The 26,491-nt window shown below is 63.8% G+C and carries 27 protein-coding genes; 15 read left to right on the plus strand and 12 right to left on the minus strand.

Annotation, left to right across the window (positions count from 1 at the left end; all coding sequences use genetic code 11):
- Window positions 1-34 precede the first annotated feature (34 nt).
- The 5 genes from BV95_RS02815 to BV95_RS02830 all read left to right on the plus strand — a co-directional run bounded on the left by BV95_RS02815 (window position 35) and on the right by BV95_RS02830 (window position 1,780).
- Window positions 35-394, plus strand: a complete 360-nt coding sequence (locus tag BV95_RS02815) for a hypothetical protein (protein WP_037447150.1) — start codon at window positions 35-37, stop codon at window positions 392-394.
- Window positions 395-462: 68 nt separating this feature from the next.
- Window positions 463-1,017 (plus strand): SOS response-associated peptidase family protein, encoded by a 555-nt coding sequence (locus tag BV95_RS02820; RefSeq protein ID WP_231902863.1) that lies wholly within the window; start codon window positions 463-465, stop codon window positions 1,015-1,017.
- 112 nt (window positions 1,018-1,129) lie between these two features.
- Window positions 1,130-1,411, plus strand: a complete 282-nt coding sequence (locus BV95_RS02825) for an HU family DNA-binding protein (protein WP_010409234.1) — start codon at window positions 1,130-1,132, stop codon at window positions 1,409-1,411.
- 47 nt (window positions 1,412-1,458) lie between these two features.
- Window positions 1,459-1,611: a hypothetical protein gene (locus BV95_RS23390; RefSeq protein WP_007406311.1), complete on the plus strand. Its 153-nt coding sequence runs from the start codon at window positions 1,459-1,461 to the stop codon at window positions 1,609-1,611.
- The gene (locus BV95_RS02830) at window positions 1,586-1,780 is read left to right on the plus strand and encodes a hypothetical protein (RefSeq protein ID WP_010409232.1); all 195 of its coding nucleotides are present in this window, start codon (window positions 1,586-1,588) and stop codon (window positions 1,778-1,780) included. The genes BV95_RS23390 and BV95_RS02830 overlap by 26 nt, the downstream gene beginning before the upstream one ends.
- A 536-nt stretch (window positions 1,781-2,316) precedes the next feature.
- On the opposite strand, the gene BV95_RS02835 is transcribed toward BV95_RS02830, so the two are convergent.
- Window positions 2,317-3,141, minus strand: coding sequence for a hypothetical protein (locus tag BV95_RS02835; protein ID WP_126014483.1), 825 nt, complete (start codon window positions 3,139-3,141; stop codon window positions 2,317-2,319).
- A gap of 20 nt (window positions 3,142-3,161) precedes the next feature.
- Window positions 3,162-3,743: a recombinase family protein gene (locus tag BV95_RS02840; protein WP_007406331.1), complete on the minus strand. Its 582-nt coding sequence runs from the start codon at window positions 3,741-3,743 to the stop codon at window positions 3,162-3,164.
- Between the two features lie 165 nt (window positions 3,744-3,908).
- Between BV95_RS02840 and BV95_RS02845 the strand changes: the two genes are divergently transcribed.
- Window positions 3,909-6,875, plus strand: coding sequence for a Tn3 family transposase (locus tag BV95_RS02845; RefSeq protein WP_037447159.1), 2,967 nt, complete (start codon window positions 3,909-3,911; stop codon window positions 6,873-6,875).
- Window positions 6,876-7,329: 454 nt separating this feature from the next.
- Window positions 7,330-7,788 carry a DUF3800 domain-containing protein gene (locus BV95_RS22930; protein WP_197462273.1) on the plus strand — a complete coding sequence of 153 codons (459 nt, stop codon included), beginning with the start codon at window positions 7,330-7,332 and terminating at the stop codon, window positions 7,786-7,788.
- 289 nt (window positions 7,789-8,077) lie between these two features.
- Here the strand turns inward: BV95_RS22930 and BV95_RS02855 are convergent, their stop codons facing one another.
- The 5 genes from BV95_RS02855 to BV95_RS02875 form a co-directional block, all read right to left on the minus strand.
- A complete protein-coding gene (locus BV95_RS02855; RefSeq protein ID WP_037447162.1) occupies window positions 8,078-8,611 on the minus strand; it encodes a DUF4142 domain-containing protein in 534 nt (177 codons plus the stop codon).
- 85 nt (window positions 8,612-8,696) lie between these two features.
- Window positions 8,697-9,191, minus strand: coding sequence for an arsenate reductase/protein-tyrosine-phosphatase family protein (locus BV95_RS02860; RefSeq protein WP_037447165.1), 495 nt, complete (start codon window positions 9,189-9,191; stop codon window positions 8,697-8,699).
- Between the two features lies 1 nt (window position 9,192).
- Entirely contained in the window at window positions 9,193-9,552 is a 360-nt protein-coding gene (locus BV95_RS24895) for a Rap1a/Tai family immunity protein (protein WP_062126610.1), read from the minus strand.
- A 43-nt stretch (window positions 9,553-9,595) separates the two neighbouring features.
- Window positions 9,596-11,617, minus strand: coding sequence for a TonB-dependent receptor plug domain-containing protein (locus BV95_RS02870; protein WP_037447173.1), 2,022 nt, complete (start codon window positions 11,615-11,617; stop codon window positions 9,596-9,598).
- An 89-nt stretch (window positions 11,618-11,706) separates the two neighbouring features.
- On the minus strand, window positions 11,707-12,039 hold the full coding sequence (locus tag BV95_RS02875) for a hypothetical protein (protein WP_051749608.1): 333 nt from the start codon (window positions 12,037-12,039) through the stop codon (window positions 11,707-11,709).
- A 535-nt stretch (window positions 12,040-12,574) separates the two neighbouring features.
- On the opposite strand from BV95_RS02875, the gene BV95_RS02880 reads away from it, so the two are divergent.
- Window positions 12,575-13,648: a Cj0069 family protein gene (locus BV95_RS02880; protein ID WP_156028541.1), complete on the plus strand. Its 1,074-nt coding sequence runs from the start codon at window positions 12,575-12,577 to the stop codon at window positions 13,646-13,648.
- Window positions 13,649-13,671: 23 nt separating this feature from the next.
- Window positions 13,672-14,217, plus strand: coding sequence for a hypothetical protein (locus BV95_RS22605; RefSeq protein ID WP_156028543.1), 546 nt, complete (start codon window positions 13,672-13,674; stop codon window positions 14,215-14,217).
- A gap of 20 nt (window positions 14,218-14,237) precedes the next feature.
- Here the strand turns inward: BV95_RS22605 and BV95_RS02890 are convergent, their stop codons facing one another.
- Window positions 14,238-14,861 carry a superoxide dismutase gene (locus BV95_RS02890; protein WP_037447433.1) on the minus strand — a complete coding sequence of 208 codons (624 nt, stop codon included), beginning with the start codon at window positions 14,859-14,861 and terminating at the stop codon, window positions 14,238-14,240.
- 264 nt (window positions 14,862-15,125) lie between these two features.
- Between BV95_RS02890 and chrA the strand changes: the two genes are divergently transcribed.
- Window positions 15,126-16,370 (plus strand): chromate efflux transporter, encoded by a 1,245-nt coding sequence (gene chrA, locus BV95_RS02895; protein WP_156028545.1) that lies wholly within the window; start codon window positions 15,126-15,128, stop codon window positions 16,368-16,370.
- Window positions 16,371-16,663: 293 nt separating this feature from the next.
- Here chrA and BV95_RS23395 read toward each other — a convergent pair whose 3' ends face one another.
- Window positions 16,664-16,819, minus strand: coding sequence for a hypothetical protein (locus BV95_RS23395; RefSeq protein WP_156028547.1), 156 nt, complete (start codon window positions 16,817-16,819; stop codon window positions 16,664-16,666).
- Between the two features lie 176 nt (window positions 16,820-16,995).
- Between BV95_RS23395 and BV95_RS02905 the strand changes: the two genes are divergently transcribed.
- Window positions 16,996-18,978 (plus strand): TonB-dependent siderophore receptor, encoded by a 1,983-nt coding sequence (locus BV95_RS02905; protein ID WP_051749595.1) that lies wholly within the window; start codon window positions 16,996-16,998, stop codon window positions 18,976-18,978.
- Window positions 18,975-20,039: a PepSY-associated TM helix domain-containing protein gene (locus BV95_RS02910; RefSeq protein WP_037447182.1), complete on the plus strand. Its 1,065-nt coding sequence runs from the start codon at window positions 18,975-18,977 to the stop codon at window positions 20,037-20,039. Before BV95_RS02905 ends, BV95_RS02910 begins: the two co-directional genes overlap by 4 nt.
- A gap of 205 nt (window positions 20,040-20,244) precedes the next feature.
- Here the strand turns inward: BV95_RS02910 and BV95_RS02915 are convergent, their stop codons facing one another.
- The 3 genes from BV95_RS02915 to BV95_RS02920 all read right to left on the minus strand — a co-directional run bounded on the left by BV95_RS02915 (window position 20,245) and on the right by BV95_RS02920 (window position 22,977).
- The gene (locus tag BV95_RS02915; RefSeq protein WP_037447184.1) at window positions 20,245-21,129 is read right to left on the minus strand and encodes a DUF1259 domain-containing protein; all 885 of its coding nucleotides are present in this window, start codon (window positions 21,127-21,129) and stop codon (window positions 20,245-20,247) included.
- A gap of 16 nt (window positions 21,130-21,145) precedes the next feature.
- Window positions 21,146-21,493: a Rap1a/Tai family immunity protein gene (locus BV95_RS24900; RefSeq protein WP_367113874.1), complete on the minus strand. Its 348-nt coding sequence runs from the start codon at window positions 21,491-21,493 to the stop codon at window positions 21,146-21,148.
- 158 nt (window positions 21,494-21,651) lie between these two features.
- Window positions 21,652-22,977, minus strand: a complete 1,326-nt coding sequence (locus tag BV95_RS02920) for a cytochrome b (RefSeq protein WP_037447187.1) — start codon at window positions 22,975-22,977, stop codon at window positions 21,652-21,654.
- Between the two features lie 400 nt (window positions 22,978-23,377).
- Between BV95_RS02920 and BV95_RS02925 the strand changes: the two genes are divergently transcribed.
- The 3 genes from BV95_RS02925 to BV95_RS22610 all read left to right on the plus strand — a co-directional run bounded on the left by BV95_RS02925 (window position 23,378) and on the right by BV95_RS22610 (window position 26,487).
- Window positions 23,378-24,331, plus strand: a complete 954-nt coding sequence (locus BV95_RS02925; protein WP_037447189.1) for a chromate resistance protein ChrB domain-containing protein — start codon at window positions 23,378-23,380, stop codon at window positions 24,329-24,331.
- A 109-nt stretch (window positions 24,332-24,440) separates the two neighbouring features.
- Window positions 24,441-25,109: a response regulator transcription factor gene (locus tag BV95_RS02930; RefSeq protein WP_037447191.1), complete on the plus strand. Its 669-nt coding sequence runs from the start codon at window positions 24,441-24,443 to the stop codon at window positions 25,107-25,109.
- Window positions 25,102-26,487: a sensor histidine kinase gene (locus BV95_RS22610; protein ID WP_051749596.1), complete on the plus strand. Its 1,386-nt coding sequence runs from the start codon at window positions 25,102-25,104 to the stop codon at window positions 26,485-26,487. The genes BV95_RS02930 and BV95_RS22610 overlap by 8 nt, the downstream gene beginning before the upstream one ends.
- Window positions 26,488-26,491 lie beyond the last annotated feature (4 nt).

Below are 26,491 nucleotides of genomic sequence, written 5' to 3' on the forward strand. Positions count from 1 at the left end.
ACGAGGATTTTCACCCGCACTGACGGAGTGAAGCATGACGGAGCAGAGCGGCGCGAACCCGCGCACGGTCGAACGCTACGAGGCGCTGCTGCGCGATCATCTGCTGTTCTACGATGCGCTGCGTCTGCGCGAGCGCCGGCCGAGGAGCGCGGCGCAGCGCCAGTTTCAGGACGTGGCGTGGGGCAAGGCCCCGCCGGTAACCGATCACGAGTGCGCCTATGTCTGGCACCTGAAGGCGCGCGGGATCGCGCCGTTCAACACGCCGGCGCCGGCACCGCATATCGACGACGTGATGGCCGGATTCGACGTCGGCGCGCGGCCGGTTAGTGGCGACGTCGGCACGAAATGGGATAATGCCTGGCGCGAGTATCGTGGTGGCCGGGAGTTCTTCTAACCTGGGCACGATGAAGGAGCCGATCGATCTGCAACCGATATCGCCTGAGCGCCAAACAGGCCGCGGTGATGCGGGCGGTCGGATTCGAGCCGCCTTATCCCGAGGACGAGACCTACCCGGTGCCGCGCGAGATCTTCCCGACGGGCAAGAAGACAGCGCGCTACGGACTGGTCGTCAGGCGGGCAGGGGAGGGTAACCGTCCGCTCGAACCGGTCGCGATGGAATGGGGCTTCCCGACCAAGGTAGCGAGCAAGCGCGACCCGGCGGTCAAGCTGGACAAGTTCGTCACCAATGCGCGGAATCTCGCATCGTCGATGTGGAAGCCGTCGATCGCGAATCCCGATCGGCGCTGCCTGGTCCCGTTCACGCACTTCGCCGAGCCGCATCCCGACGGCGGGACGGGCGACGATGGCAAACCCCGCCAGATGTGGTTTTCGCTGCCCGACCAGCCCATCGCCTTCTTCGCCGGTCTGTGGCGGCCGACCGAGCGCGGCGATGCCTATGCCTTCTGCACCACCTCTCCCAACCCCACCGTCGATCCCTGGCATCCCAAGGCAATGCCGGCGATCCTTCACCCTCGCGATCTACGGCATGGCTCGACGGCAGCTATGAAGACGCCCTGAAGCTCGTCCGCCCCTACGAGGGCGAGATGAGCGCGCAGGAGGCAACTCCCGATGGCGGCGCGACGTGAACCGGGCTAAGGCCGGTCCAATCATTCACCACCGGGACGTGTTCATGACGACGACATCCGATCTGGCCGAACAGCTCTCCAATACCCATGGCCTCGCAAAGGCGGACGCCAGGAAGGTCATCGATGCGATCCTTGCGAACATCACCGCGGCTGTCGCGACCGGCGAGGAAGTCAGCCTCAACGGGTTCGGCAAGTTCAAGCTGAAGGACACCCCAGAGCGCCAGGGGCGCAACCCGTCGACGGGCGAGGCGATCACGATCGCGGCGTCACGCAAGCTGACGTTCGCGCCGGCGAAGGCGGTCCGCGATCGGATGAACGGCAAGTGATAAACGGGCCAGGGTTTTAGAACGCTGGCCTAAACTGAGGGGACTTCATGGCCGATACCGCAGCCGACTACCGCGCGAGGGCAGCGGCCGACCTTGCCGAGGCCCAGCAGCTCGTTCTGCCCCATGCTAGGGACCGTATGCTGCATTCGGCCGATCGCTGGTCGAAGATGGCTGATGCGGCCGATCGCCGTGTCCGGTAACGAAAGCACGACGGTCGCGCTCGACGTGGCTAACTGGTCAGCGGTCCAGGCAATGGTCGAGCGTCTCGACGACAGGGCTGTGATAGCGATCTACGAGCTGGCCGAAGGCGCTGGTCCGGTCGCGGACCTCGCGGCCGCACAGATGGAAAAACGCAACCTCGACTATTGAGCCAAGTTAAGAGTTCGGCCGCTGGTTAAGCCGCTGTTGCCAAGCCGGCACAAGCCACGTTCCTGTTGTTCCTGTCAGTTAGAGAAGACACGTTCTTCGCCAAGTAGACATGACACCGTCTGGTAGCAGCGGGGGCAGCGTGGAGCCATCCAAACAGCGCAGCGCTGCCCCCGCTGATGCGATGAACTTGCGGCTCCTGCCCCCGGACCCGCTGCGCCAGCAGCGGGCTCGGTCACGCCAGTTTTCGAGCGCTCGAGCTTTCCCGAAACTCCGTCTCCGACGCCGCATTTCGGGAAAAGGCAATCGGGAACATATTTCGGGAAAATCAGCCCCGGACCCGCAAGGCGTAGCCGGTTTGCGACCCAGGATCTCGATCGCCGTTCGTTTGAGGGGGCACCTCAAGGTTTGTCATATGGACAGCGGCAGTCGGAACAAATGGTCAACAAAGGCCTGAGCGTTGCCGCAAAGTATATTAAGTTTCGTGGGTTTGTGAGGTTGGACGAGTTGGAAGTTACCGGATCACCTCTCGTGATGTTTCACCCGCGGAGCTCGTAGTAGACGATCTGCCATCCATTCTTGGGACCGCGCCACTGGGTGATCTGAAAGCTATGGGCTTGTGCAGACCCGTCCAGGACGCGGCTACTCCACCGTAGCGTTTCATCGTAACTGCTTCCGGACGATAACGCACCCGCTATGCGCCGAATGGGCAGCTTGGCGGGGAGCCTGCGGATGCGTCGGCCATCGTTGCCGACAAAGATAACGTCTTCGGCCACGCTTCGTCTTGGAACAGCCAACCAGTCGACCTGTTTGCCGGCCTGCTCCTGTCGCAAAACAGACGCGATCTCTTTCGCATCGCTAACGGCTTGGATTTGGAGCTGTTCATTGGTGAGTTTTGCCGAGCACTCAGGTTCGATCGCTTGTAAACTTTCTGCCGCTAATGCCTTCGATCCATCCCGACGATAGTCGTCGATTTCCCAGCGCCACCCCTCAGCACTGTTCCGCCAAAGCGTCTTATATGATCCAACTCGATTTCCGCCATCGTACAGCCCGCCGATAACAACTGCCGACCCGCTCGGATCACAGGACGGAAAGACAAGTTCGGGTCTGCGCTCGGCATGGCTCTCGACACTCATCATTGTGAGCCACCACCTTCGGCTACTCTCGGCTGCTTGCAACATGCTGGCCACAGATGGAGAGCGCGCGGTTTCGGGCGCATGTTGTATTGGCCAGGGGTCGCTTTGTGGACCGAAACTGCGTGCCGCTGCCTGACGGCCACTGGCAAGTACAGCTTCCGAGTAGGCCCGCTCCGCCTCCAGCGCGGAATTCGGCGAACTTGCCGCTAGTAGAAGCGCGAAGATCATGGCGAAATCCTACTCCTCAATCAACGTGTCGAGCGATGTACGGGCATCTGCGCCGGATGGTTGAGCGCCCGATAGAGCGTGGCATGATGACACTTCAGCAGCTTCGCCGCTTCGCGCACCGATGTGCCTTCGCCGACGAGACGCTGTCCGAGCGCGATCTGGTCCGGAGTGAGCTTGGGCTTACGCCCGAACTTCACGCCGCGCGCCATGGCTGCCGCGCGGCCGGAACTGGTACGCTGGTGGATCAGCTCGCGCTCGAACTCCGCGATGCCGGCGAACACGGTGAGCACCATGCGTCCCGCAGGCGTGGTCGTGTCGGCCCAGGGCTCGGCGAGCGAGCGCAGCCCCGCTCCCGCCTCGTTCAGCTTCTCGGCGATGTCGAGCAGGTCGCGCGTCGACCGCGCTAGGCGATCGAGCCGGGTGACCACAACCACGTCGTCGTCGCGCAGCTGCTCCAGCATCCGGTCGAGTTCCGGTCGGGCGCGCTTGGCGCCGGACACCTTCTCCTCGAATGTCCGCCGGCATCCGGCCGCCTTCAGTGCCGTCTTTTGAAGCGTGAGATCCTGATCGTCGGTAGATACGCGCGCATAGCCGAGGAGCATGTCGCAGATGTGCATTGGAACACGGCTGATTAGCAACAGACATTTGCGACAGCGTCCGCCCTCGTGGCGTGACCGGTCAGGGCCGCTGTCGCGAAACTTGAGAGTTGCGCGACACCTCGCCCCTGCGACGCGGGACCGGTACGCTCCGGGTCGGGGGATGAGTCGATGGCCAGACGTGATCTGTTGACGGGCGACGAGCGCCGCGCGCTGTTCGGCGTGCCCCTCGACCATGCCTCGCTCGCCAAGCATTACACGGTTGCCGATGAGGACCGGCCACTGATCGAAGCGAAGCGCGGCGACGCCAACCGGCTCGGCTTCGCGCTGCACCTCGCCCTGCTGCGTCATCCCGGCTTCGGCATGCGCCACGACGAGGTCGTCCCCGACTTCCTGGTGCGGCATGTGGCCGCGCAGCTCGGCATCACGCCTGCGGTGGCCGAAGGTTACGCGCATCGCGCCCAGACCCGGCTCGAGCACGCCTGGGAGGCGATGGAGCGTTTGCGCCTGCGCGCGTTCGAGGCGGCCGACGTCCCCGGCGCGCTCGGCGCAGCCACCCGCGCGGCGGAAGCGACCGAACGGGGCAAGCCGATCGCCGCGGCAGTGCTGGGCCATTTGCGTGCTGCCCGGATCGTTCTGCCCGCGCCCGCCCGTATCGAGCGGATCGGGGTGGCGGGACGCGCCATGGCGCGCCGCCTCGCGGCCGACACGCTGGTCGATGCGCTCGGTCCGGAGCAGGTGGCGGGGCTGGATGCGTTGCTGATCGTGGACCAGGATCGCGGCACGACGCCGCTCGCGTGGCTGCGCGACACGTCGGACAGCCCGACCGCGCGCAATCTCGCCGGCATTCTCGCCCGGCTCGCGCATGTGCGTCGGCTCGGGCTCGACCCGGGCATTGCCGGCCGCATCCACGAGCACCGCTTCGAGCAGCTCGTGCGCGAAGGCCATGTCGCGCCCGCGTTCCTCCTGTCCGACTACTCGCTCCGCAGAAGGCGCGCGACACTCGCCGCAGCCGTCATCGACCTGGAAGCGCGGCTTGCGGACGCCGCGATCGAGATGTTCGGCAAGCAGACCGGCCTCCTGTTCGCCAGGGCCAGGGCCGCGCAGAAGCGCGGCATCGAGGCGACCACACGCGACGTGAACCGGCTCATGCGGCTGCTGGGCGCCACGGTCGGCGCGCTCCGGGTCGCGCGCGAGGACGGGTTGGACGTCTGGGCGGCGCTCGAAGACGGAGTGGGCTGGACGAGGCTTCTGGATGCCGAGGGCGAGGCGACCGCGATCGCCGACCTGACCCGTGACGAGCCGCTGATCCGCGCGGCGGGGCGCTACATGACGATGCGGCGCTACGCGCCCGCGTTTTTTGACGCGTTCCGGTTCAAGGCGGCAGGCTCGCGCGACGGCGTGCTCGGCGCGATCAAGGTCGTGCGCGCGCTGAACGCGACCGGGCGGCGAGCCGTGCCGGCCGATGCGCCCATGCCGTTTTCCAGAAAATGGAAGGCGGCGATCACCGAGGGCGGCGTCATCGACCGCCGTCGCTATGAAACCGCCACGGTCGCGACCGTGCGCGAGCGGCTCCAATCGGGCGACCTGTGGGTGGAGGGTACGCGCGAACACCTGCGCTTCGACAGCTATATGCTCCCGCCCGGCAAAGCGGCCGAGATCGCGCTCACGCTGCCGTTCGACACCGACGTCGGCCGCTACTTGGAGGGGCGCGCCAGGCTGCTCGACTGGCGGTTGCGCCGGTTCGCAGGCTCGCTGAAGCGCGGCACGCTTGACGGCGTGGAGCTGCGGGGCGGTGACCTCAGGGTCAGCCCGCTCGCGGCCGTAACGCCCGCTGCGGCCGACAGGCTGGACGCGGCCGTCGACCGGCTCATGCCCCGCGTGCGCATCACCGAGCTGCTCGCCGAGGTGGAAGCCCGCACCGGGTTCCTGTGCGCATTTCCGGAACTGCGCTCGGGCCGCGCCCACTCCAACCCGCAGGCCGTGCTCGCCGCGATCCTTGCAGACGCGACGAACCTCGGCATCGAGCGCATGGCCAACGCCAGCCAGGGCGTCACCTACGCCCAGCTCGCCTGGACGCATGGCTGGTACGTATCGGAAGAGAATTACGCGGCAGGGCTGCGCCATCTGGTGGACGCGCAAGCCGCGCTGCCGCTCACGCGCGTGTGGGGCGACGGCACCGCGTCGAGCTCGGACGGGCAGTTCTTCCGCTCGGGCAGGCGGGGCGCGGCCGGCAGCACCAACGCGCGCTACGACCGGGAGCCGGGGCAGAAGATCTACGCCCATGTCGCCGATACCTACGCGCCCTACCATGTCCGGCTGATCTCGGCGACCGCGGCGGAGGCGCCCTATGTGCTGGACGGGTTGGTCGCGCACGGCTGCGGCATCGAACCCGCGATCCACTACGCCGACACGGGCGGCGCGTCCGACCACGTGTTCGCGCTCGCGCACCTGCTCGGCTTCCGGTTCGTGCCCCGCCTGCGCGATCTAGCCGACCGCCGGCTCGGCCTGTTCCCGGGCACGGCCCGCCCTGAGGCGCTCGCGAAGATGATCGGGCGCCCGTTCAACATCGCTGCCATCCGCGAAAGCTGGGACGAGATCGTCCGGCTCGCCGCGTCCGTGAAGGCCGGCGTGGTGCTACCGTCGGTCATGCTGAAGAAGCTGGCCGCGTACCGTCGCCAGAACCGGCTCGACTTCGCGCTCCAGGAGCTGGGCCGGATCGAGCGCACGCTGTTCACGCTCGACTGGTTGGAATCCAGGGCGCTCCGCCAGCAGTGTCAGGCCGGGCTCAACAAGGGCGAGGCGCGTCACACGCTCGCCCAGGCCGTGTTCGTCCATAAACAGGGCCGCCTGCGCGATCCGCAATTCGAGAACCAGGCGCTGAAGGCGTCCGGGCTGACGCTGGTCACCGCCGCGATCGTGTACTGGAACACGCTCTACATGGGCCGTGCGGTCGAGCATCTGCGCGCCAGTGGCGAGCCCGCGCTCGACGAGCTGCTCGGCCATGTCGCCCCGCTTGGTTGGCGACACATCAGCCTCACCGGCGATTACCTCTGGCAGGATGCTGCTGCCGAGCTCGATCAAGACGGCTACCGCGCACTCAACATCGCCGGCGGACCCGGAGCCAAGGTGGCCTGAGCCGCCCTGTTCGCCACCTGTTCAGCTTACCGCTGTCCGTGCCACAAACCTTGAGGTGCCCCCAGCAAGGGGGACCAATGGGATAACAATCCGCTCTGAGCGGGTCGGTGACCGTTACCACGCAAGCCGATTGCGTCCCTGAGCCCGGCGCCAGCGTCGTGTTCCGAACCCAGGGCTACAAGAAAGGAATCGAGGCCGGCACCTTAAATTACCGCCACTGTCGAGAAAGACTAGACCAAGGAGTATGACTTCTCGGGCAATGGCCTGGTGGTGAGAATCGCCGTGAATCCGGTCACGCCGGTTCACGGTTTACCCGAGTAGCCGGGTATGACGCTTTGCCGTCGAGCTGGACGCCATCGAGCTGCTGTCGCCTAAGCCGGAATGAGCTGGACGCTTTTCATCGACGAATCCGGCCAGGATCAGCGTCATTCGCCCTATGAGGTGCTGACCGGCATTGCGGCCGAGGATCGTCGCGTGTGTTCGCCACGATCGTCCCGCGCGAGGCGCCGCGGCCCGAGCGCAGCGACGCGCTACGCAAGGACATGCGTTCCTGTTCGAGCGCTTCTACAATTTCCTGAACGGTCTTCCCAGCGATCCGATGGGCTATCTCGTGTTCGACGAACTCGATCGCAGCGCCACGCACATCCTGCTCGGCCAGGTGTCGAGCTATTTCGTGAACACGCGCAATGGCCGCAGCCGGTCGCGGCGCATCATTCCCGAGCCGTTCTTCGTCCATAGCGACCTGACGACGTTGATCCAGACCGCCGACATCGTCGCCTATGTCGTTAGCTGGGGGCTGCGCATCAGGCGGATGACGGCGCCGGCGCGCGACGAGCTGCGGCCGCTCGTCAACCTGGTCCATCAGCTCCAGTTTCAGCGCGAGACCGAAGGGGCGATCGGATCTACGGCATGAAGCTGATCGACGATCTGCGGCCGAAGCCCAGAGCCTGAAACGAAAGAAGGCAATGCACGCGTCACCGCGAACAAAGCCTCCAGAAACCCATTTGGTCGATTCGCCTCAACCTTCAATGACGGAAGCGGCGCTCTCGCAAGCCGCAATAGGCTTAGAGTGCCTGCTTACCCAGAGCCCCGCCGAAGGCGAGCCGGGTGGGTGTGCGGAACAAAACGGCACTCATTGACCCTAGATTAGTTGAAACCCTCACGTCCAGCCACTGGCAAATGGGCGCCGCAACTCAACGCCTTCAGGCTCCGGGCAGCTTCCTCGCTGCGTCGAGATGATTCCGGATTATTGGGATAGCGGCTTGAGCCTTGGCCCGTGCCCGCGCATCGGTCCCTTGCGCAGCATAAGCGCTATGGACCTTCAACGCTTCCTCATGCGCAGCGATCTGCCCTTGTCTGTACGCCAGATCGAACTCCCCCAACGGCGTGCTCTCCAATCGCTCAAGCATTTCCGACAAGGGCTCAGCCAGTGCCCCTTCGGCCTCGGCGGATATGGGGACGTTCAGCAGGCGGGCGTGCCCAGCAATGACGCGCGTGTGGAGGTCGACCATCCTCCGGGCGAACGAACGCGAGGCCTGGACCTGGGATCGGGCCAACGCAAGCCGGCTGGCATCGACCTCGTAACGGCTCAACGCATGAACTGCTCCGATATACTCGGAAGTCTTCACAGGCGGCGGGTTTGTGCTGATCCCAGATTGAACGGCGATCGCTGCCACGGGTGCGCCGAAGAATGCGATTGCGAGCGCACCTACAGCCGCTTCGATCGACTTTCGCATTGGTCTACTCCTCATACTACTTGGTTTTTGTGATTAGCGCGGGGCTGAGAGCCGTATCGTCTGCAGCGTTCCACCCAGAATTCAGTTAGCATCGTCGGTCGACTTCGTTTAAGAGAGCGTCGATGCGAGCAGCTAGCAGCGGGCGCGCGCGCGCATATTCGGTGTTGAACGAGGGCAGATCAGACCAGTCGAGAGCCGAAGCCGGTAACGAGGTTTTCGATGGCGGCTCGAGCCCAACGATCACGTCCGCCGTTTGAAGGTCTTCGGGCGCAAGCACGGTGAGCGCCTGCGCGTGCGTGTCTACACCCTCCAGCCGCAACGCGGCCGCCAGCGACGGGGAGACGTGCTCCTCGGGCGTAATGCCGCGAGAGCGGACCTCGATGACGATACCGCGCTCGGCTGCCCGCCGCTTCATCAGTTCGCGCGCAACCGCGCTCTTCACGCTACCATATTGGCAGACGAGAAGCACGCGGGCCGGACGACAGCGCGCCGCCACGCCTGTCGAGACAGTCGCGGCTGACGCTATGACGAGCGTCAGGAAGGCGCGGCGCGGAAACCGAAGCGGCAGTTCGCAAGTCATGCTAGGAGCCCGCCCCTGCTTCACGCCCGCGCTTAGCGCGGCAGGGCCAAGCCACGTCCATCGCCCGCTCGGCGCCCGCTGCCATGTGAACACTCTCAAAGTAGGTGTTTTCTTCGGCCCAGCGGAGATACGCGACGCGCAGCCTCTCACGGTCATACCGGGGCGCGGCACACACATCGCGCCGCGCCACGATCATCATGTCGAGCACACCTTGAAGGTAGGCCCCGCACGCTGGACTATTTGCGCGGCAGCTCGTGATGAGGTCGGCACCGTTCGCTTGCGTTGTCTTCTCTTGGGCTTGTAGCGGGGAGGTCAGCAGGACCGCCAGACACGCCCCGAGCCAATAGTGCCTCCTCATCATGTTCTCCTTCGGGTACGGTGGTCGCCAACGAGCAAGCTCCGCGTCACCAACTTCGTCGCGCACGCAGATAAAAGGCTGAGGGCACGCGCACGCGGACGCGATCGGTCAGTGCGATCGGCGCCTCGCTACGTAGCCCAGCATAAATGTCCTGGACCCGGGTCCGGGCGTGCCGCGTGATATCGGTTACCTGCGCGAGCACGGCCCAAGCGGCGCTCGGCTTGTATTCCCAAGCAGCATCTAGCGAGGGGTAGCGCCGGATCGTCTGGATTTCGTCGATTAGATAGCTGCGCTCGCGATAGCCGCTGTCCAGGCTCACCGTCCAAGTCGATTTCAGCCGCGGCAGATCATTTGTCAGCGTCACCGATCCCGAAAACGGTTCGTCCTCCGAGATCGGGCGCGGTCGCCCGGTTGTGGGATCGATCACCCGTGAGGAGATCACCTGACCGCGGGCCTTGAGCAGGCCGCCTTGCATGCCGAGCCGGGCGAGCGGCAGCGTGAGGTCGAGGATCGCCGTTTCGCGCCGGCCATTGCCGATGTTGCCCGGCGCGTTAAATCCTTCGACCGGAACCTGATCGATCACCTGCTGGAGCGCAGCATGCCGGAGCGTCAGCACGACGTCGCCGCTACCCCAGAACCGACGCTCAAATGCCGCCTCGAACACCCAGCGGCGTTCGGGCTCGAGCTTGGCATTCCCGGCGCTGACCACGCCGGTCGCCAGGTTCGCGGTCGCCACGAAGTCCGCGAAGTCGAGCTGGCCGACCTCGCGCTCGACCCGAGCGCGAACCTGAACCCTCTCGCTGGGCGACCAGGTGACGACCGCGCGCGGCTTGGGGAAGAAGAAGGACGCGGCGCTGTTGGTATCCCCCGTCTGGGAGATGGTGGAGGTCTCCACCCGCGCGCCCGCCTCAATGTGCCAGCGGGGACTGATCCGCCAGTTGGCGGTGGCGAAGCCCTCCGCGCGCCGCTCCTCGACGCGAACGCTGGCGTTGGGAAGCACGATCGGCCTCCCATCGAGCGTCAAGGCCGATGTGCCGTTCAGGAAGTTGAAGATCCCTTCGCCGCCGCCTTCGATGCTGAAGTCGGCTGAGCGCGTATAGGTAATGGTTCCGCGCAGGATGCTCTCCCCCGAGGTGCGGACCTGGGAGAAGTCGCTCAGCACCCGGTTCTGGTTCGAGCGGCTGTCATAGGTGCGCCGACGCAGCGATTGGACGACGACCATCTTGCCCTGAAGGCTCGGCCCAAGCCCGATGGTGTAATCCATGCCAACCTCGCCCCCGGTGCGGCGGTAGCGTTCGACGGTGGCGTCGGCGGGCCGATCCCGAGGCTGACGGTAATCATATCGCTCGGACTTGTCGGTCCCGGTCACGTCCAAGGCGGCGTTGAGATGGGCGAGCCCTCCGAATAGCGGCGACTGCGCGTTGCCGCGGACCTCCAACCCTTGATCGATGTCGGTCAGTCGGGCGCGCGCCTCGCGGAGCACTCGGCCCGCTCCGTCGCGCACTTGTCGAGAGCCATATCCGAACTCGCCGCCATCCTCGTCGTAGTAGCGCACCGAGCCCGACACCGACCCCTCGCCGTTCCGCCGCGAAGCGTCGAATTGGAGGGTCGGGCTGACCCGGCCGTCGCTATACGCGTTCACGGCGCCGGTGGCAGTCAGCTCGGTGCGTGCGGCGCTGCTCAGGACGATATTGGCGACGACGGTGCGGCCCTGCATGTCGATACCCGGCGTGCCGCCACGGATCAGGTCGATCCGGAGCACACTCGACGCCGGGATGCGCCTGAGGATGCCTTCCAGGCTGTCCGTCTTGGTCGAAGGCCGTTGCCCGTCGATCAAGACGTTCCCCGCCGTCCCGCCGAACCCGCGCAGGCTCTCCCCGCCATCGAACGCAAAGCCGGGCAACCGCGCGATCATGTCAAATGCCGTGTTGGGGCGCGCGGCCGCGAAGGACGCGGCAGGGAAGGATGTGACGCCCGGCTGCCCGCCAGCGGCTGCGGCGCCGTCCGGGGCGGCCGTTGTATCCTGTGCGAGCACCAAGGCGAGCCCGTAAACCCATGTCAACGTCATGCAGAACCAATGCGATCAGGGCGAGTAAATTGCCACTACCAGCAGCCGGACGCCGGGCCTGCCCCCCTTCAGGCCCGTGCGTCGCCGCCTCAATCGCCGTCTTCGTCGTGATCGCCTTCGGCACCGCCTCCCAGCACCTGGCCCTCAGGCGTAATGTACAGCCCGACCTTCTTGCCGGCCTTGTCCTTGCCTTCGAGCTCGTAGAGCGTGCTGCCGTCCGCCTTTCTGGTCACCAGCTCGGCTTCGCGGATGGACGCGAGCTGCGCACGCGCGGCGTTCATCGCCGCCGCCGGCACTTGGTTGAGCGGAATTTCCTTCTCCGTATGCTCGCCGATAAGGCGGTTCTCGTTCGCCTCATTGTTCTGCTGCGCTGCGAACGCCACGCCGGCAACCGCCAGCACGGCGGCACCGGCGCCGATCATGAGGTTCCGTTTGCTAGCCATGATCCGTTCCACTTTCTTCAGGGTCCAAGGGAGGTGAACGGACGGCGGCCTCGGCCCTTCAAGCCGTCGTCCGACCCGGATTGCCGCAGCGATTGACGATGGCCGCAGCTCCGGAGCCGCAAAGCCTATGCATCCTCGCCGTCGAGCACGCACCTTGTAGATTCACAAGCTACGATGGCTCGGTCCCCACGAGGTCAGACCCTCTTGCGGCGCCCCCGGCCGCAAATAACGAGCGGCTTCAGCGCGGAGATACCAGTGCCTAGGCTGCCTCATCAATTGCATGCGAAAATGCCTATAGCCGAGCTTTCAAAGGTCCGTTCAGCGCGGGCGGCTTGATCCCAGGCCCACATTCGTTGCCCGCCCTTCAACGTGGGCAGCCAGCGATACCCTCTTGACATACCTATACCACGCTATACCCGGACTATGTGATAAGTGTATCCTTGGTTTGGGCCGGGCTACGAATGGTTGAGCCAATCTAAGCAGCGCAAACGAGATACAAGGTGCGAGGTCAGTCATGAAGATTGCTCTCCTCTGGCGCGGGAGCGCGGCCGAATGGGCGGGACGGGTTCACGAAGCTCGCCAATGGCCAATCATCCAAGCTCTGCGTTCGATGGGCGCAGTCGCAGAACCGATGCTCTACGAGGACAGCATCGCTGACGCGGTTCGTGATAAATTGCTTTCGGTCGATTTGGTCCTCGTCTGGGTAAATCCTCTCGATCCCTCTGGCGATCGTACGACGCTTGACACCATGCTGCGCGCAGTTGCCGCGCGGGGGATTTCGGTCAGCGCGCATCCCGACGTGATTGCGAAAATCGGCGTCAAGGAAGTCTTGTATGCCACGCGAGAGATGGACTGGGGAAGCGATGTTGATCGCTATGCCGATGCCGAAAGTCTGAGCGCAGGTTTCCCCCGTCGCCTCTCGAGCGGCCCTCGCGTCCTGAAGCCGAACAAGGGAAATGGCGGCCAGAACGTCTGGCGCGTCGAGCTGCTCGCGGTCACGCCACCCCCGCTAAGCCCCGATGCGCTGGTGAGCGTCTTGGAGGCCGGCCTTACGAGCGTACCGAAACACATGACCCTTGGCGCTTTCCTTGATCGCTGGAGACCCTACCTTGAAAAAGGCGGCGTGTTGATTGATCAGGAGTACCACCCTCGTCTGAGCGAAGGCATGACCCGCTGCTACCTTTGCGGATCACAGGTGGTCGGGTTCGGCCACCAGCTTATCACCGCGCTGTTGACGCCTGTCGGCGAAAACAATCAGGCTGCCCTCCCGGCACCAGGACCACGCATCATGTTCAGTCCAGATGCGGACCGTTTCGCCGACTTGCGGGCGATGCTGGAAAACCGATGGATACCCGAATTGCAGCGGTTGCTCGCGATCACGGATGAGGAGCTTCCGCTTCTTTGGGATGCCGATTTCCTCCTGCGCCGCGGCGCGACGGATGCCGCTCGCGAGCACGTGCTCTGCGAGATCAACGCCAGCTCGGTAGCCCCATTTCCGGAGAGCGCCGTGCTGCCCCTTGCCGCCGCTGCGATCGGCCGCGCCGCTGGTGCTGCGCGCAGGCGAGGCACGCGTGACGCACCGCGATAATGTTTGAAGGAGAGGTCAAAGCGATGACGTTTGTCGATTACAATGGGTCGGCCCAGCGACGTGCAACTGCAATAGGTTCAGTCTTGGTGGCGCTCTGCGCACTGACCGGGTGCGGCAGTCCGGGCGATGTAGCGAACACGACGCAGGAGGATCAGTCGATCTCTCGCGACTTAGCCGAGTTGAACACAGTCGAAGATCCTCTGCTTCAGGGCAACGATATCGTTCTGCACGAATACGGCGACGATCGTGCCGCCCCCGTTGCTGCGCCAGTCCAAACCCTAGCTCCTACGAAGGCGGCGCCGAAGATGTTGTCGGGGGCGGCCATTCGGCGGGCTGTCGTTGGCCATGAACTCACGGACGGCGCGCACTGGGGGTGGAAGTTCAAGCCCAATGGGCGCTTGATCGCTGAGGAAAACGGCGAACAATCGTCACAGCGCTGGCGCATCCAAGGCGACAAGCTCTGCATCAACGCGGGATACGGGGAACTCTGCTATCGCGCGAGTCGTGACGGACGCTGGCTGCAGCTATGGCGGGACGGCGTTGTTGATATCGAAGCCGAACTGATCTGAGGTAACCCAGCACAAGTTACCTATCGGGCGTCCGTCGTTCCCGAGCACGCCTGACCACGCTGTGCATTGAGAAACAGCCAATCAACGTTCGTCCAATTGATCGCATCCATGAACGCTCCAACATAGCTGGCGGCACTGGCGCCAAAGTCGATATGGTAGGAGTGTTCATACATATCGAGTGCGAGCAAGGGTGTGCCCCCTGCAAGCGTGTGACAGTGATCGGGCGCCCATTGATTGATAAGCTTTCCATCTCGTGGGCACCATGTAAGCAGCACCCAGCCCGAACCGCCGCCCAGCGCTTTAGCGATGCTGGCGAACTCACTTCTCCAACGCTCGTAAGAGCCGAATTGTCCTTCTAGGGCGCCGCGTAACACCAAACTGGGCTCACTTTCGACTCCCAGACCATCGAAGAACAGTTCGTGCAATATCATGGAATTAGCTGCAACTAATTGCTCTCGCTTCAGTCCGTTAACGACGTATCCGGGTGTCGTCGCTAAGTCTATTTCGGCAAGCTGCTCGTCGATGAGATTCAGACGTTTGACCGCACCGCTGTAATTATTTTCGTAATGGCTGACGATCAGCCGCTCCGACATGCCTTTCACCTTTTGGGGATCGCAGCCCAGCGGTTTAATTTCATAAGGCATGTCAAGCTCCCTTCCCATCACCTAAGTTTCGTCGCCACGATGTCTGAGGCGTACCCGGTACCTTATCGCATGCCGCTCGCCGGGCTATTTCGAGGCAGGCGCGCCGTCGAGAGCCGTGGATCAGGCACCTTGATCACCGATGCTGTTGTCGCTTTGCCGGCCAGCAATCCTTCTATCTTGCCACAGTGATGATGCAGACGTTACACGATGTTGTCGAAGATAGATACACCTGTGCCGCAAGGGGCTACGAATGGAGGAATTAGGATGAGCCAGGTCGAGCATATTTCGCCGGCACAAGCTGCGGCTCCCTCGACCGAACAAGCGGAGCCTAGCCCTCCTGAGTTGAGCCACTTCGGTCTGTTCTGGCGATTTTTGAAGTTTGGGACCTTCGCCTTCGGGGGGCCCGTCGCGCAGATCGCCATGATTCGCCGCGAGCTGGTCGACGAGGAGCGCTGGATCTCGCGAGATCGCTTCAACAAGCTCCTCGCAGTCATGCAGGTGCTACCCGGGCCCGAGGCTCATGAGTTGTGCGTGCATCTTGGCATGCGCGCTAAGGGGCGGGTAGGCGGGCTGCTCGCCGGCCTCGGCTTCATGCTGCCGGGGTTCGTCTTGATGCTGTTGCTCGCCTGGGTTTACACGCGCCTTCCGATCGCCGGTACCTTTCTTGGTGCAGCGTTCCTTGGTGTCCAGGCAGCCGTCGTCGCGGTCATTGCGCGCGCGGTCCACCGGATCGGTGAGCACATTCTGCTCGATCCCTGGCTATGGGCGGCGGCGATCATCACGGCGCTTGCATCCATCGCCGGAGTGACTTTCTGGATTGTTCTACCAGCTGCGGGTATCGGCTACGCTCTGGCGGTGTCACGACGCTACGTGCTGGCAGGTGGGGTATTGGTTGCGGTCGCGATCGCAGCTGCAGCCGCTTATGCCGGAGCGGGGCCAGACCAAGCCGTGACGACCGTAACGCGAGGCCCCGCGCCAACCACGTTCGCGCTGTTCATCGCTGGGCTGAAAGGCGGACTACTGACGTTCGGAGGCGCCTACACCGCCATTCCGTTCGTCCGCGCCGACACGGTTGGCCGCGGCTGGATGAGCGATGCGCAATTTCTCGATGGGCTAGGATTGTCGGGGATCCTTCCAGCCCCACTTGTCATCTTCGCCACCTTCGTCGGATGGATCTGCGGCGGGTTACCTGGCGCCCTTGCCACCACGGTCGGGATGTTCCTGCCGGCTTTCGGGTTTTCGCTGGTCCTTTACGAGCGCTTGGAAACGATCGTGGAGCATCATCGCCTGCAGCTCGTTCTCACCGGTATCGCGGCAAGTGTCGTAGGATTTATTGTTGTCACGCTCCTAGATTTGGGACGAACCACGGCCGCGAAGACGCCGAACCTCGCGATCAGCGCTCTCATCTTCATCGGAGCACTTGTCCTGCTCTATCGCTGGAAGAGCAAGCTTGCGACCCCAGTCGCGCTCGCTATCGGGGCCGGGATCGGTCTTGTAGGCCTTCAGTAGCGCATCGATCGTCGGCGACTGCAAGCTCTGGGATTCAATGGCTCCCAAATTCCGGTCGAAGAAACAGGCCACGACGGTCGACGGCCATCAATATGACGCGTTTCCCGAGATCAACTGGCTATACGCCCGAGTAACCAACTGGCTGGAGGGCTCATTCAAGTCCCTCCAGCCAGACGATGTCGCAACAAAGGGGGAGTGGAACACGGAAAACACTTCGCCCTGACAAAGAAGGTGGTCGCTCAGCCTACCGGTCAGACGAGTACAATAGTTCTCTCATCGTGAACCTAGGCTGATCATAGCGGAAAGCGCGACACCACCGCAGAGAGCGTGGTGATAGTTGTTGACGACAGCGGGTCGGTTTCTAGCCGATCAAGAAGGTTCTTCGGCCCGACGGTGCGGGCCGTGGGGCTCCGGGGAATAATGCGCAGAGCAGCAATCGTGCCGCCCATCGGCAGCTCCTTGGCAACGCGATCGACCTTCGTACTCAGTGAACTATTGCCCTTGCTAACGATTTGCATTAGCAGGGTTAGAAAAGCTGGAGATAATCGTGCCCGTAGTAGCCGCCATGTTGCTCGCTGCGTCTGATGCTGTTGCTCGTGCCACGCCTGCGCTCGAAACACAGACAGTGGACGAAATTGTCGTTACCGCGGATCGACGCGGCGGCTTCGGCGCTGATCTGGTTCAAGTCGGCACGTTTCGCGGCGCACGGCTGATCGACGTCCCTCTGACGGTCAATGTGGTGCCGCGTGAGCTGCTCCGCGCCCAGGCGGCGCAAAGCGTCTATGATGCGCTCCGCAACACCGCGGGCGTCAGCCGCGCGCAGCTCAACGGGGCGACCTACGACAATGTCGCGATCCGCGGCATCCTGGTCGAGAACCGGACCAGCTACCGGCTGAACGGCATGCTGCCCGTCATCAACCTCGTCGACCTGCCGGTGGAGAACAAGGACCGCGTCGAGGTGCTGAAGGGCGTGGGCGCGCTCTACTACGGCTTCGCGCCGCCCTCGGGCATCGTCAACCTCGTCACCAAGCGCGCCGACCGCGATGTGACGGAGGCGACGTTGCAGGTGAACGAATATGCCGGGACCAATGCCGCGATCGACCTCGGCCGGCGCTTCGGCGACCGGGCGGGCCTGCGCTTCAACGGTGCGGCGGGGATCGTGGAGACGGGGATCGACCGCTTCTCCGGCGAGCGCTTCGTGGCGGCGCTGGCGGGCGACCTCGCGCCCACCGACCGGCTCAAGCTCGCCTTCGACGTGGAGCATGTGTCCAAGGACGTGACGGAGCCCGCCGCGCTCCAGCTGCTCCCGGCCGCGCAGGGGCGCGTGCCGGCGATCCCCGATCCGCGGACGAACTTCGGCGGGGAGAATCTTCGCTACGCCGCACACGCCACCAACTGGCTCGGCCGCGCCGATTGGCGGGCGTTCGACAGCCTGGTGCTGACCGCGGAATATGGCGAGGCGCGCACCGAGCGCGACCGCGATTTCGCCCAGCTGGAGAGCTATGGCGGCGCGAACGGGCAGGGGGTGCTTCGCATCTTTCCCACGCGCGACCAGCGCTACCGCAACCGGAACGCCCGCGCCGAGCTCGCCGCCGCCTTCTCGACCGGTCCGGTGCGACACAACCTCGTCGCCGGAGTGACGAGCAACTGGCGCTTCCAGAACGGTCGTAACGGCGCGTCCTTCACGGTCGCCCAGAGCTTCCTTGCACCGCGCGACGTGCAGCCGGTGGAGCCCACCCGCTTCACCGCCGCCCCGCTCCACATCCGCGACCTCGGTTACTACGTGACCGATCGGATGAGCTCGGGGCCGGTGGACCTGCTCGCAGGGCTGCGCCGATCCGAATATCGCAGCCGCGCCACTTCGGCGACCGGCATCACCACCCGGTTCGAGTTGTCGAAATGGACGCCGTCAGTTGGCCTGATCGTCAAGCCGACCGGGAAGCTGTCGCTTTACGTCACCTATATCGAAGGGCTGGAGGAGGGCGGCACCGCGCCGTCCAACGTCGTCAACGCCTTCGAGGTGCTGCCTCCCGCTGTCACTCGCCAATACGAGGCGGGCATCAAGGGCGAGCTGTTCCGCCGCGTCGTGCTCCAGCTGGCGGGGTTCCGCATCGAGCGGCGCTTTGCCTTCACCGACCTGACGGACAATGTCTTCAAGCTGGCCGGCGACACGCGTTATCAGGGCGTCGAGGCATCACTGTCGGGCGAGGTAACGCGCGCGCTGTCGGTCTACGCATCTGGCCAGTGGCTCGACGCGGAGATCCGCCGGTCGAATCAGGCCGCGCTTGTCGGCAACACGCCGGAGAACACGCCGGAATGGACGGCCAGCCTGTTTACCGAATATCGTCCGATCGAGCGGCTAGGGTTAGGTGCGGGCGTGTTCCATGTCGGCGCGCGCGCGGTGGACGCCGCCAACACCGCCTCGGTAGACGGCTACACGCTCTTCTCGGCCTCAGCGCGCTACACCTTAGCCGGCGCCACGCCGATGACGCTCCAGCTCAACGCCGACAACCTGTTCGACAAACGCCACTGGTCGGCCGCGGGAAACAACCTGCTCGGTGTCGGCTTGCCGCGTCAGGTCAAGCTGACCGCCCGGATCCCATTGTGACAACTCGCCACTTCCTCGTCCGGCTGCACCTCTGGTTCGGGCTGACGCTCGGGCTGGTCTGGGCGGTGCAGGGTTTGACGGGGGCGGCCCTGGTCTTTCATCGCGAACTGGATCGTTGGGGCGTGAAGATTACGTCGGGCCCGATGGCGCCGGTGGACCGGCTCATTGCTGCCGCCGAACGGCAGGCGGGCACGCCGGTGCGAATGCTTTCCGTCGCTGATTCGAAGGGCGGCATCCTGCAAGCCTCATACAAGGACGCGCACGGATACGATCGCAATGTTCGACTGGATGCCGCGTCGGCAAGAGTCGTGGACGACCGTTCCGGCGCGTCAGGTTGGCGCTGGGTCTACAACTTGCACGAAGAGTTGCTGCTTGGTGATCGCGCTTCGACGTTGGTTGGCCTGACGGGACTGTTCCTCGCCAGTATTGCCGCGACCGGTCTTTGGCTCGGCTGGCCGCGCCGCCGGGGCTCGCTTGCGGCGCTGACGCCATCGCAGTGGCAAGGGCGGCGGCAGAAATTGCGCAGCTGGCATCGCATGTGGGGACTCACCGCCGCAGCCGTGCTCATCATCGTTGCACTGAGTGGCGCGGCCACCGTACTACGTCCGCAGCTATGGTCGCTGTTACAGCGAACGACACCCTTTCGGCCGCCTTACAAGGCAGCCGGCCCGCTCCCAGAGCGTATGGTGACGGCTGGGGATGCCTGGAGTGCCGCACAGCGCGTCTTTCCGGATGGGCGCTTCGTTCGCGTGACGATGCCCGTTGCCGGTTCGCCCGCCTACTATGTCCGCGTGCTCCGACCCGGGGAGATACGCGCGTGGTCTGGCACTAGTAGCGTCGTGGTCGATGCTGGCTCTGGCCGGATCCTCGCGCGACATGACGCTCTAACGGCGCCTTGGCCCAATCGGCTATATGATGCCGTCTTCTCCCTCCATAACGGCGAAGCCGCCGGAGTTGTTGGCCGCCTCCTTGTCTTGCTGGCTGGGCTCGCGTTGCCCGTCCTATATGTCACGGGACTTCTCTCCTGGTGGCGCAGGCGCAAGATCAGGGTTGCCGGTTGAATTTCGTTGTTTGGGAAAGTGGTCGCAACCCGTCCATCAAGCGGGGCCGGCCTGGATGAGGCCGTTTGGTTGCCCTCCGCCGCTGGGCAGATACGGTAATAGAGAGCGGCGGAGGATTGGGCGTAAGTTATATATGTCGGCGACATGCTGTGAATAATTGGATCGAAAATGATGTTACCGAGTCATCGTCAACCCGAAACGTCCACTAATCCTTCTTCACATTAGTCTTGTTGATTGCGACCCGCATCGAACGGGCGAGAACGCGGGCATCGGCATTTGCCCAGAAATGAACGTAAAACAGCCGCGGCTCGTCTTCCAGCATGTGGTTATGGAGAGCCGTAACCTCAATGCCCTGCGAGCGCAGCGTCCGCAGCACCTCAGGAACCTCGCTCGCAATCAGTACGAGGTCGCCGGTGATCGCAGCCTTGCCGCCGCCCGTGGGTTGAAAATTGATTACGTTGGCGACGCCCATGGCCTGCGGGATGGCCATGCCGGCATCGGTCAGGCGTTCTGCCCGCGGAATGCCGAACTGGTAAGTGCCACCGGCAATCTTGCCCTTTGCTCCCATCAGGCGATCCAGAGACGCTAGATCGAGGCCCGGAAGTGTCGTCGCCGGGGCAGACGCTGGCTGCGGCCCGAGCGGAGTGCGGCTCAACGCGAGCGCTGCGCGCAGCCCCTGCGCGAGCTTAACCGGATCGCCGTGTGCCGCGATGTGCATGTACATAGTCGCCGGCGATGAGCGAAGCACGTGATTGTGCAGGGCAGTGATGGTGAAGCCACTCGCGAAGAGGCGAGCCAGAACAGGGTTCACCTCGGCATGCGTCAGAACGAGGTCGCCCATGATCATCACCTCATCGCCCATCGGCTGAAACGCCGCCCAAGAACCGAGCGCGAGGGCAGGTTTGATCGAGACGCCATCGAGGGTGACCGAAAGATCGCTCCGGGGAAACGAGAACCGGTGCACGCCATCTGCAGAGACCGTGCCGGGTCGACCAAGCGCCGCATCGACCTTGCTCCAGTCCGGCTCCGCCATCGCCGCGGTTGGCAGCGCTAGCGCCGCAAGCGCCATCACCGTCAACTTCTTGAACATAATCACTCCTCTATCATCAGTTGACCCGACATGGAAATGCCTCGCGCAATGCGAACGTCACGCCGGCTAGGCGAGGAAGGCTGCCTGTGGTCCGGTTTCTCCGGGCCCATGTAAGGTAGATTCTGCTGAGCTGGCCACGATTATAGCCCCGCCCACATATACCGTTGGCGTTACCGCCTTTCCCGAAAGCCGCAAGTGTATCGGCAACACCCTGGATATACGTATCGCACTGCCCGTCTGCCTTACCAGCCTCGGCTTGGCATCGCGCATAGAATTGATTGCCTGTCTCCCCAACTTGAGCGGCAACAGGTATCGACACCACAGCGTACGTCACGGCCGCCGCGACCGCAATCTCTCGAACCACCTAATGCCTCCTCAGGTCATTCCTATAAAAATACTCGTAGGCGATTTGCCATCACCGCTCACCGACATCCGGTGCTTTAGGGCGCGGTGGACAGGGAGCCATCTATATTGATCGTTAGACACCACAAAGCCCGTCACTCTGCCCTCAATCTCTAGGTCCTAACGCTGATTCGTAGCTTGCCGATCGATCTCGTTGCCATGCTGCGCGTGCGCCGTCTCGGTCAGACTGGTTCCCCCGCGGTCGGCAAGAACGGCCTCGGTAATCGATTTCGGTAGGGGCAGGGGGCGCTCGGTTCGTGATATGATCGGCAGCACGATCAGGAAATGAGTAAAATAGTAGGCGGCCGCGATCTGGCTGACCATGACGTATATCGGCTCCGCCGGTGAGCCGCCGCAGTAGCCCAACACCAGCACATCAACGACCAAAACCCAGAAGGCGATTCGGGCTTTTGGACGGAAATTGTTCGATCTGACCGGAGACGTATCTAGCCAGGGCAAGAAGAAAAGCAACAGGATCGAACCGGCCATCGCCAGCACACCCCAGAGTTTCGCCGGAAGAATGACATCAACCGTAAAGGCACGCAGAATCGCGTAAAAAGGCCAAAAGTACCACTCTGGAACAATCTCGGGGGGCGTCGAGAGCGGGTTAGCTTCGATGTAGTTCTCAGCCGGGACGAAAAGGTTGGGTGAAAAGAAGGTGAGGGCGGCGAACAGCAATAGGAATATACCCACCCCCACAGCGTCCTTGGCGGTATAGTAGGGGTGGAACGGCACGGTATCCTGCTCGCCCTTCACCTCCACGCCTGTCGGGTTGTTTGAACCCGGAATATGCAACGCCCAGATGTGCAGGATGATGACGCCTGCGATCACGAACGGCAACAGATAGTGGAGCGAGAAGAAGCGATTCAGCGCTGCATTATCTGGAGCATAGCCGCCCAGCAGCCACACGCGCAGCGTCTCGCCCACGCCCGGTATTGCGGAGAAAAAGCCGGTGATTACCTGGGCCCCCCAAAAGCTCATCTGCCCCCACGGGAGCACATAGCCCATGAAGGCGGCGGCCATCATCAACATTAAAATCACCACTCCGAGCAGCCAAACCACTTCCCGGGGCGCCTTGTACGACCCGTAGTATAGGCCGCGGAAAAGGTGGATGTAGACAACCGCGAAAAAGAAACTGGCTCCCGCGGCATGGCAATAACGCAAAAGCCACCCTTGGTTGACGTCGCGCATGATGTGTTCGACAGAACCGAAAGCCTGCGCGGCCGAAGGCGTGTAGTGCATCGCCAGAACGACGCCGGTGATGATCTGGATCGCCAGCGCCAGTCCGGCCAGAACTCCGAAATTCCAGAAATAGTTCAGGTTTCGTGGCACGGGGTAACCCGCGCCGACCGCATTATACACCAGCCGCGGCAGGGGCAGCCTTTCATCAATCCAGCGCATCAGTGGCTGCTTGGGCTCATAATGACTGGCCCAGGGAAAGCTCATCGTACGGCTCCTCGCCTTGCGCGACACACGCGGTGACCGCGACCCGGTTTGCAGCGCGATACAACTGCTATATAGTACGGTCAATCGGCGTGTAGGTGTTTCACTAATCGCCACACTGTCCTATGGGGATCTGTGGCTTGACCATTCAAAAGCCTGGCCTTGCCGACTGGACGCGCGCGGTGGTGGAGCTATTGGCTATCGCGGTTGGGGGATGGGCATTCTTCACGACTGAAGAACCAGTCCCGGCCACGCTGTTTTTGGGAGCAGGAGTTCTCGCCGGGGAACTGATAGGCCGAGCGGCTGAAAACTGGGTCAAGCGTCGACAGTCGCGCAGACCACAGCGCTGAGACCGTCGGAGGATGGTGAAAAGCACGGTTTTTGTGCGTAAAGTGGAGTTGCAATGCCCTCACCAGATCCCAACCCTTGGCTCCTCCTAATTCCTCAGCTTCCGGCAAAACCGGCTTATCTGCGGGTCAAGGTGTGGCGCCGGCTTCAGGTAATCGGCGCGGCGCCGCTCAAAAATGCCGTGCATGCGCTGCCTAACCGCGACGACACGCGAGGCTTGTTTGAAGAACTGCATCGGGAGATTCTGGCCAACGACGGTGAAGCCCTGATCCTCGAAGCGCGGCTGGTCGGCGGTCTGGGCGACGCAGCCCTTCGCGGCATGTTTGATGCCGCGCGGGATGCTGACTATGAGGAACTAGCTCGCGAGGCTCGTGTGCTAGCGGCGGGTGACGAGGTCACTCCGGCGGACGTCGGGCGACTGCGGAAACGCCTGGATGACGTAACCGCGATTGATTTCTTCGGCGCACACGGGCGCCAGGTCGCCGAGGCGGCGATCGTCGAGCTCGACCGTCTGTCGCATCAACATCCGGACGTCAGCGGACCTGGCGCGCCGGAATTAACCTCGGCGGAACTCAAAGGGCGCACATGGGTGACGCGCCGGCACGTCCACGTCGACCGTATCGCCTCGGCATGGTTGATCGGTCGCTTCATCGATCCGGCAGCGACGTTCAAATTTGTCGATGGCCGAAACTACGCTCCCGCTCCAGGCGAACTGCGGTTCGATATGTCCGGAGCCGAGTTCACGCACGAAGGAGACAGCTGCACTTTCGAAACTTTGGTGACGCGGTCCGATCTTGAAGCCGATCGCGCGCTGCAGGCGATCGGCGAGATCGTACATGATCTCGACATCGGGGATGCCCGCTACAACCGTCCGGAAACGGCAGGTGTTCAAGCGCTGATTTACGGCATTTGTGCGGGCAATGAGGATGACGAGGACCGCATCGCGAAAGGATCACTGCTGCTCGATGGGCTGTACGCCACCTTCTCGCAGCAACGAAGCGAAGTCTGACCGCGCTCCCGGAGATCCGAGCGGTGGCGTGCGACAAGCAGACCGGCGGAGAGGCCTGGGCCTGAACCAGCATCAACCGTCCATGGCGAGAGGAGAACGAACCGGCGCCATGCGGCTGCTGCTGATAGAGGATGACGCGGAAACCGGCAACGCCGTCGTCGCGGCGTTGCGCGCGCACGGTCACGCCGTCGATTGGGAGACCAACGGACAAGGCGGGCTCGATCGCGCCGCTACCGATGCTTACGCCTTGCTGGTCGTCGATCGCATGCTGCCCGGGATCGATGGACTCTCGCTCGTCGCCGAACTTCGCCAGCGACAAATCGCGGCTCCCGTGCTGATGCTCACCGCGCTCGGCTCGATCGAGCAACGGGTTGAAGGTCTCGAAGGGGGCGCTGACGACTATCTCGTCAAGCCCTTCGCGATCGCCGAGCTCCTGGCGCGCATCGAAGCGTTGCAGCGCCGCGCAGCCGGTCCGCCCAGCATCCTGTCGCTCGGCGATCTGACGCTCGACCGTCTCGCCCGCACGGTGCGGAGAGGCGACACGCCGATCGAGCTGATCCCGCGCGAGTTTCAGCTTCTCGAGCTCCTGATGCTCAACTCGCCCGCCGTGCTCACCCGCCTGATGCTATTGGAAACGGTGTGGAAGTTCCGGTTCGACCCCGGCAGAAACCTTGTCGAGAGCCATATCAGCCGGCTGCGGACCAAGATCGATCGGGGCGGCGATCCGCCCCTGATCCATACCGTGCGTGGAGAAGGCTATGCCGCTTGGAGTGAGTAGCCGGCTGCTGCGCTCGACGTTGGTCCGCGTCGTGGCGCTTAATGCGCTGCTGCTCGTCATCAGCATGGTCGCCGGCGCGCTCGGCGGCTGGCTCGCGACCCGCACGGTCGTCGAGCGACAGGCGCGGAGCCGCGTCGAGCTCGAGACACATGCGATCGCGCTCGAAGCGCAACGGGGAGGCTTGGATCGCGCGCTCGATATGATCCGCATCAGGGCGGAGCGGCCCGGGTCGCCCGAATATTATCTGATCGGGCCGGACGGCCGCAGGCTGATCGGCGACCTTCAAATCGTGCCGAAAGCGGCCGGTTGGCACTTTGTCGAGCAGCCTTCGCCGCAACCAGGCGTAGAGGGCGTGCATCTGCTGTCACTGACGCGGCGCCTTCCGGATGGCTCACTCCTTATCGTTGGGGAGGACATGGAGCGCAGCGACGCCATCCGCGACGCTGTTTTCGGGGCCATCCTGATCGCAGGCGGCATCGCGTTGGCGTTCGGTATCGTTGCCGGCCTCCTCGCCACCCGGCAGACCTTCCGGCAGATGCAGCGAATCAACGCGGCCGTCCGCGCGGTTGAGGGCGGCGATCTCTCGGCGCGGATCGGCGCGCCGGCCAACCCGCGCACCGATCTCGATCAGCTCGCGCTGGCGGTCGACCGGATGCTCGACCGGATTGACACGCTGGTCGCCACGATCCGCCGTGTGTCGGCCGAGGTCGCTCATGACCTACGAACGCCGCTCACGCGCGTGAGGCACGCGATCGAAACGGCGCTCGCGCAGCCTGACGACGAAAAGCGGACCGCGACCTTGGCACAGGCGATGGCCGGGCTGGACGACGCGCTTCGTCTGTTCAGCGCGGTGCTGGATCTTGCCGAGATCGATGCCGGCAAGGCGCGTGCGCGGTTCGAGCCGCTCGACCTGGCGGAGATCGTGGACCGGGTGGTGGATGCCTACCGTGCCGAAATCGAGGCCTCCAGCCGCCACATCTCGGTGAGCTCGGCTCGAGCGGCAGTGGTCGCCGGCGACGCCGATCTGCTGGCGCGCGCTCTCGCCAACCTGATCGAGAACGCGCTCAAATACTCCCGTGACGAAGCTCGGATAGACGTTTCGGTTTCCGAGCAGCCCGGCATGGTGACGATGGCGGTCGCGGACGACGGCCCTGGCGTGTCCGATGGCGAGGTCGCCGAGATGTTGCGCCCGTTCGGGCGCTTGGATCGAGCGCGGCGGGAATCCGGCAACGGTCTCGGCCTCGCGATCGCTGATGCCGTAGCTCGGCTGCACCGCGGAACGCTGGCGTTTGCGAGACTCCAGCCGGGTTTGGCCGTTGAGATCAGATTACCGCGCGAACCGGCGGCGACAGCGGTCGCCGACGCTCGCTTGTCCTGAACCG

Source organism: Sphingobium chlorophenolicum (genome assembly GCF_000722875.1).
Lineage (GTDB): Bacteria > Pseudomonadota > Alphaproteobacteria > Sphingomonadales > Sphingomonadaceae > Sphingobium > Sphingobium chlorophenolicum.

Excerpts from the sequence above, each read along its gene's own strand:
- BV95_RS02845 (WP_037447159.1), top strand. The coding sequence starts at position 3,909 with ATGGCCAGACGTGATCTGTTGACGGGCGACGAGCGCCGCGCGCTGTTC.
- BV95_RS02840 (WP_007406331.1), bottom strand. The coding sequence starts at position 3,743 with ATGCTCCTCGGCTATGCGCGCGTATCTACCGACGATCAGGATCTCACG.
- BV95_RS02930 (WP_037447191.1), top strand. The coding sequence starts at position 24,441 with ATGCGGCTGCTGCTGATAGAGGATGACGCGGAAACCGGCAACGCCGTC.
- BV95_RS23390 (WP_007406311.1), top strand. The coding sequence starts at position 1,459 with ATGGCCGATACCGCAGCCGACTACCGCGCGAGGGCAGCGGCCGACCTT.
- BV95_RS02915 (WP_037447184.1), bottom strand. The coding sequence starts at position 21,129 with ATGTTCAAGAAGTTGACGGTGATGGCGCTTGCGGCGCTAGCGCTGCCA.
- BV95_RS02835 (WP_126014483.1), bottom strand. The coding sequence starts at position 3,141 with ATGATCTTCGCGCTTCTACTAGCGGCAAGTTCGCCGAATTCCGCGCTG.
- chrA (WP_156028545.1), top strand. The coding sequence starts at position 15,126 with ATGAGCCAGGTCGAGCATATTTCGCCGGCACAAGCTGCGGCTCCCTCG.
- BV95_RS02860 (WP_037447165.1), bottom strand. The coding sequence starts at position 9,191 with ATGACTTGCGAACTGCCGCTTCGGTTTCCGCGCCGCGCCTTCCTGACG.
- BV95_RS02875 (WP_051749608.1), bottom strand. The coding sequence starts at position 12,039 with ATGATCGGCGCCGGTGCCGCCGTGCTGGCGGTTGCCGGCGTGGCGTTC.
- BV95_RS24895 (WP_062126610.1), bottom strand. The coding sequence starts at position 9,552 with ATGATGAGGAGGCACTATTGGCTCGGGGCGTGTCTGGCGGTCCTGCTG.
- BV95_RS02830 (WP_010409232.1), top strand. The coding sequence starts at position 1,586 with ATGCGGCCGATCGCCGTGTCCGGTAACGAAAGCACGACGGTCGCGCTC.
- BV95_RS02890 (WP_037447433.1), bottom strand. The coding sequence starts at position 14,861 with ATGCCTTATGAAATTAAACCGCTGGGCTGCGATCCCCAAAAGGTGAAA.
- BV95_RS23395 (WP_156028547.1), bottom strand. The coding sequence starts at position 16,819 with ATGGGCGGCACGATTGCTGCTCTGCGCATTATTCCCCGGAGCCCCACG.
- BV95_RS22605 (WP_156028543.1), top strand. The coding sequence starts at position 13,672 with ATGACGTTTGTCGATTACAATGGGTCGGCCCAGCGACGTGCAACTGCA.
- BV95_RS02925 (WP_037447189.1), top strand. The coding sequence starts at position 23,378 with ATGCCCTCACCAGATCCCAACCCTTGGCTCCTCCTAATTCCTCAGCTT.
- BV95_RS02855 (WP_037447162.1), bottom strand. The coding sequence starts at position 8,611 with ATGCGAAAGTCGATCGAAGCGGCTGTAGGTGCGCTCGCAATCGCATTC.
- BV95_RS02825 (WP_010409234.1), top strand. The coding sequence starts at position 1,130 with ATGACGACGACATCCGATCTGGCCGAACAGCTCTCCAATACCCATGGC.
- BV95_RS02820 (WP_231902863.1), top strand. The coding sequence starts at position 463 with ATGCGGGCGGTCGGATTCGAGCCGCCTTATCCCGAGGACGAGACCTAC.
- BV95_RS02920 (WP_037447187.1), bottom strand. The coding sequence starts at position 22,977 with ATGAGCTTTCCCTGGGCCAGTCATTATGAGCCCAAGCAGCCACTGATG.
- BV95_RS02815 (WP_037447150.1), top strand. The coding sequence starts at position 35 with ATGACGGAGCAGAGCGGCGCGAACCCGCGCACGGTCGAACGCTACGAG.
- BV95_RS02880 (WP_156028541.1), top strand. The coding sequence starts at position 12,575 with ATGAAGATTGCTCTCCTCTGGCGCGGGAGCGCGGCCGAATGGGCGGGA.
- BV95_RS02870 (WP_037447173.1), bottom strand. The coding sequence starts at position 11,617 with ATGACGTTGACATGGGTTTACGGGCTCGCCTTGGTGCTCGCACAGGAT.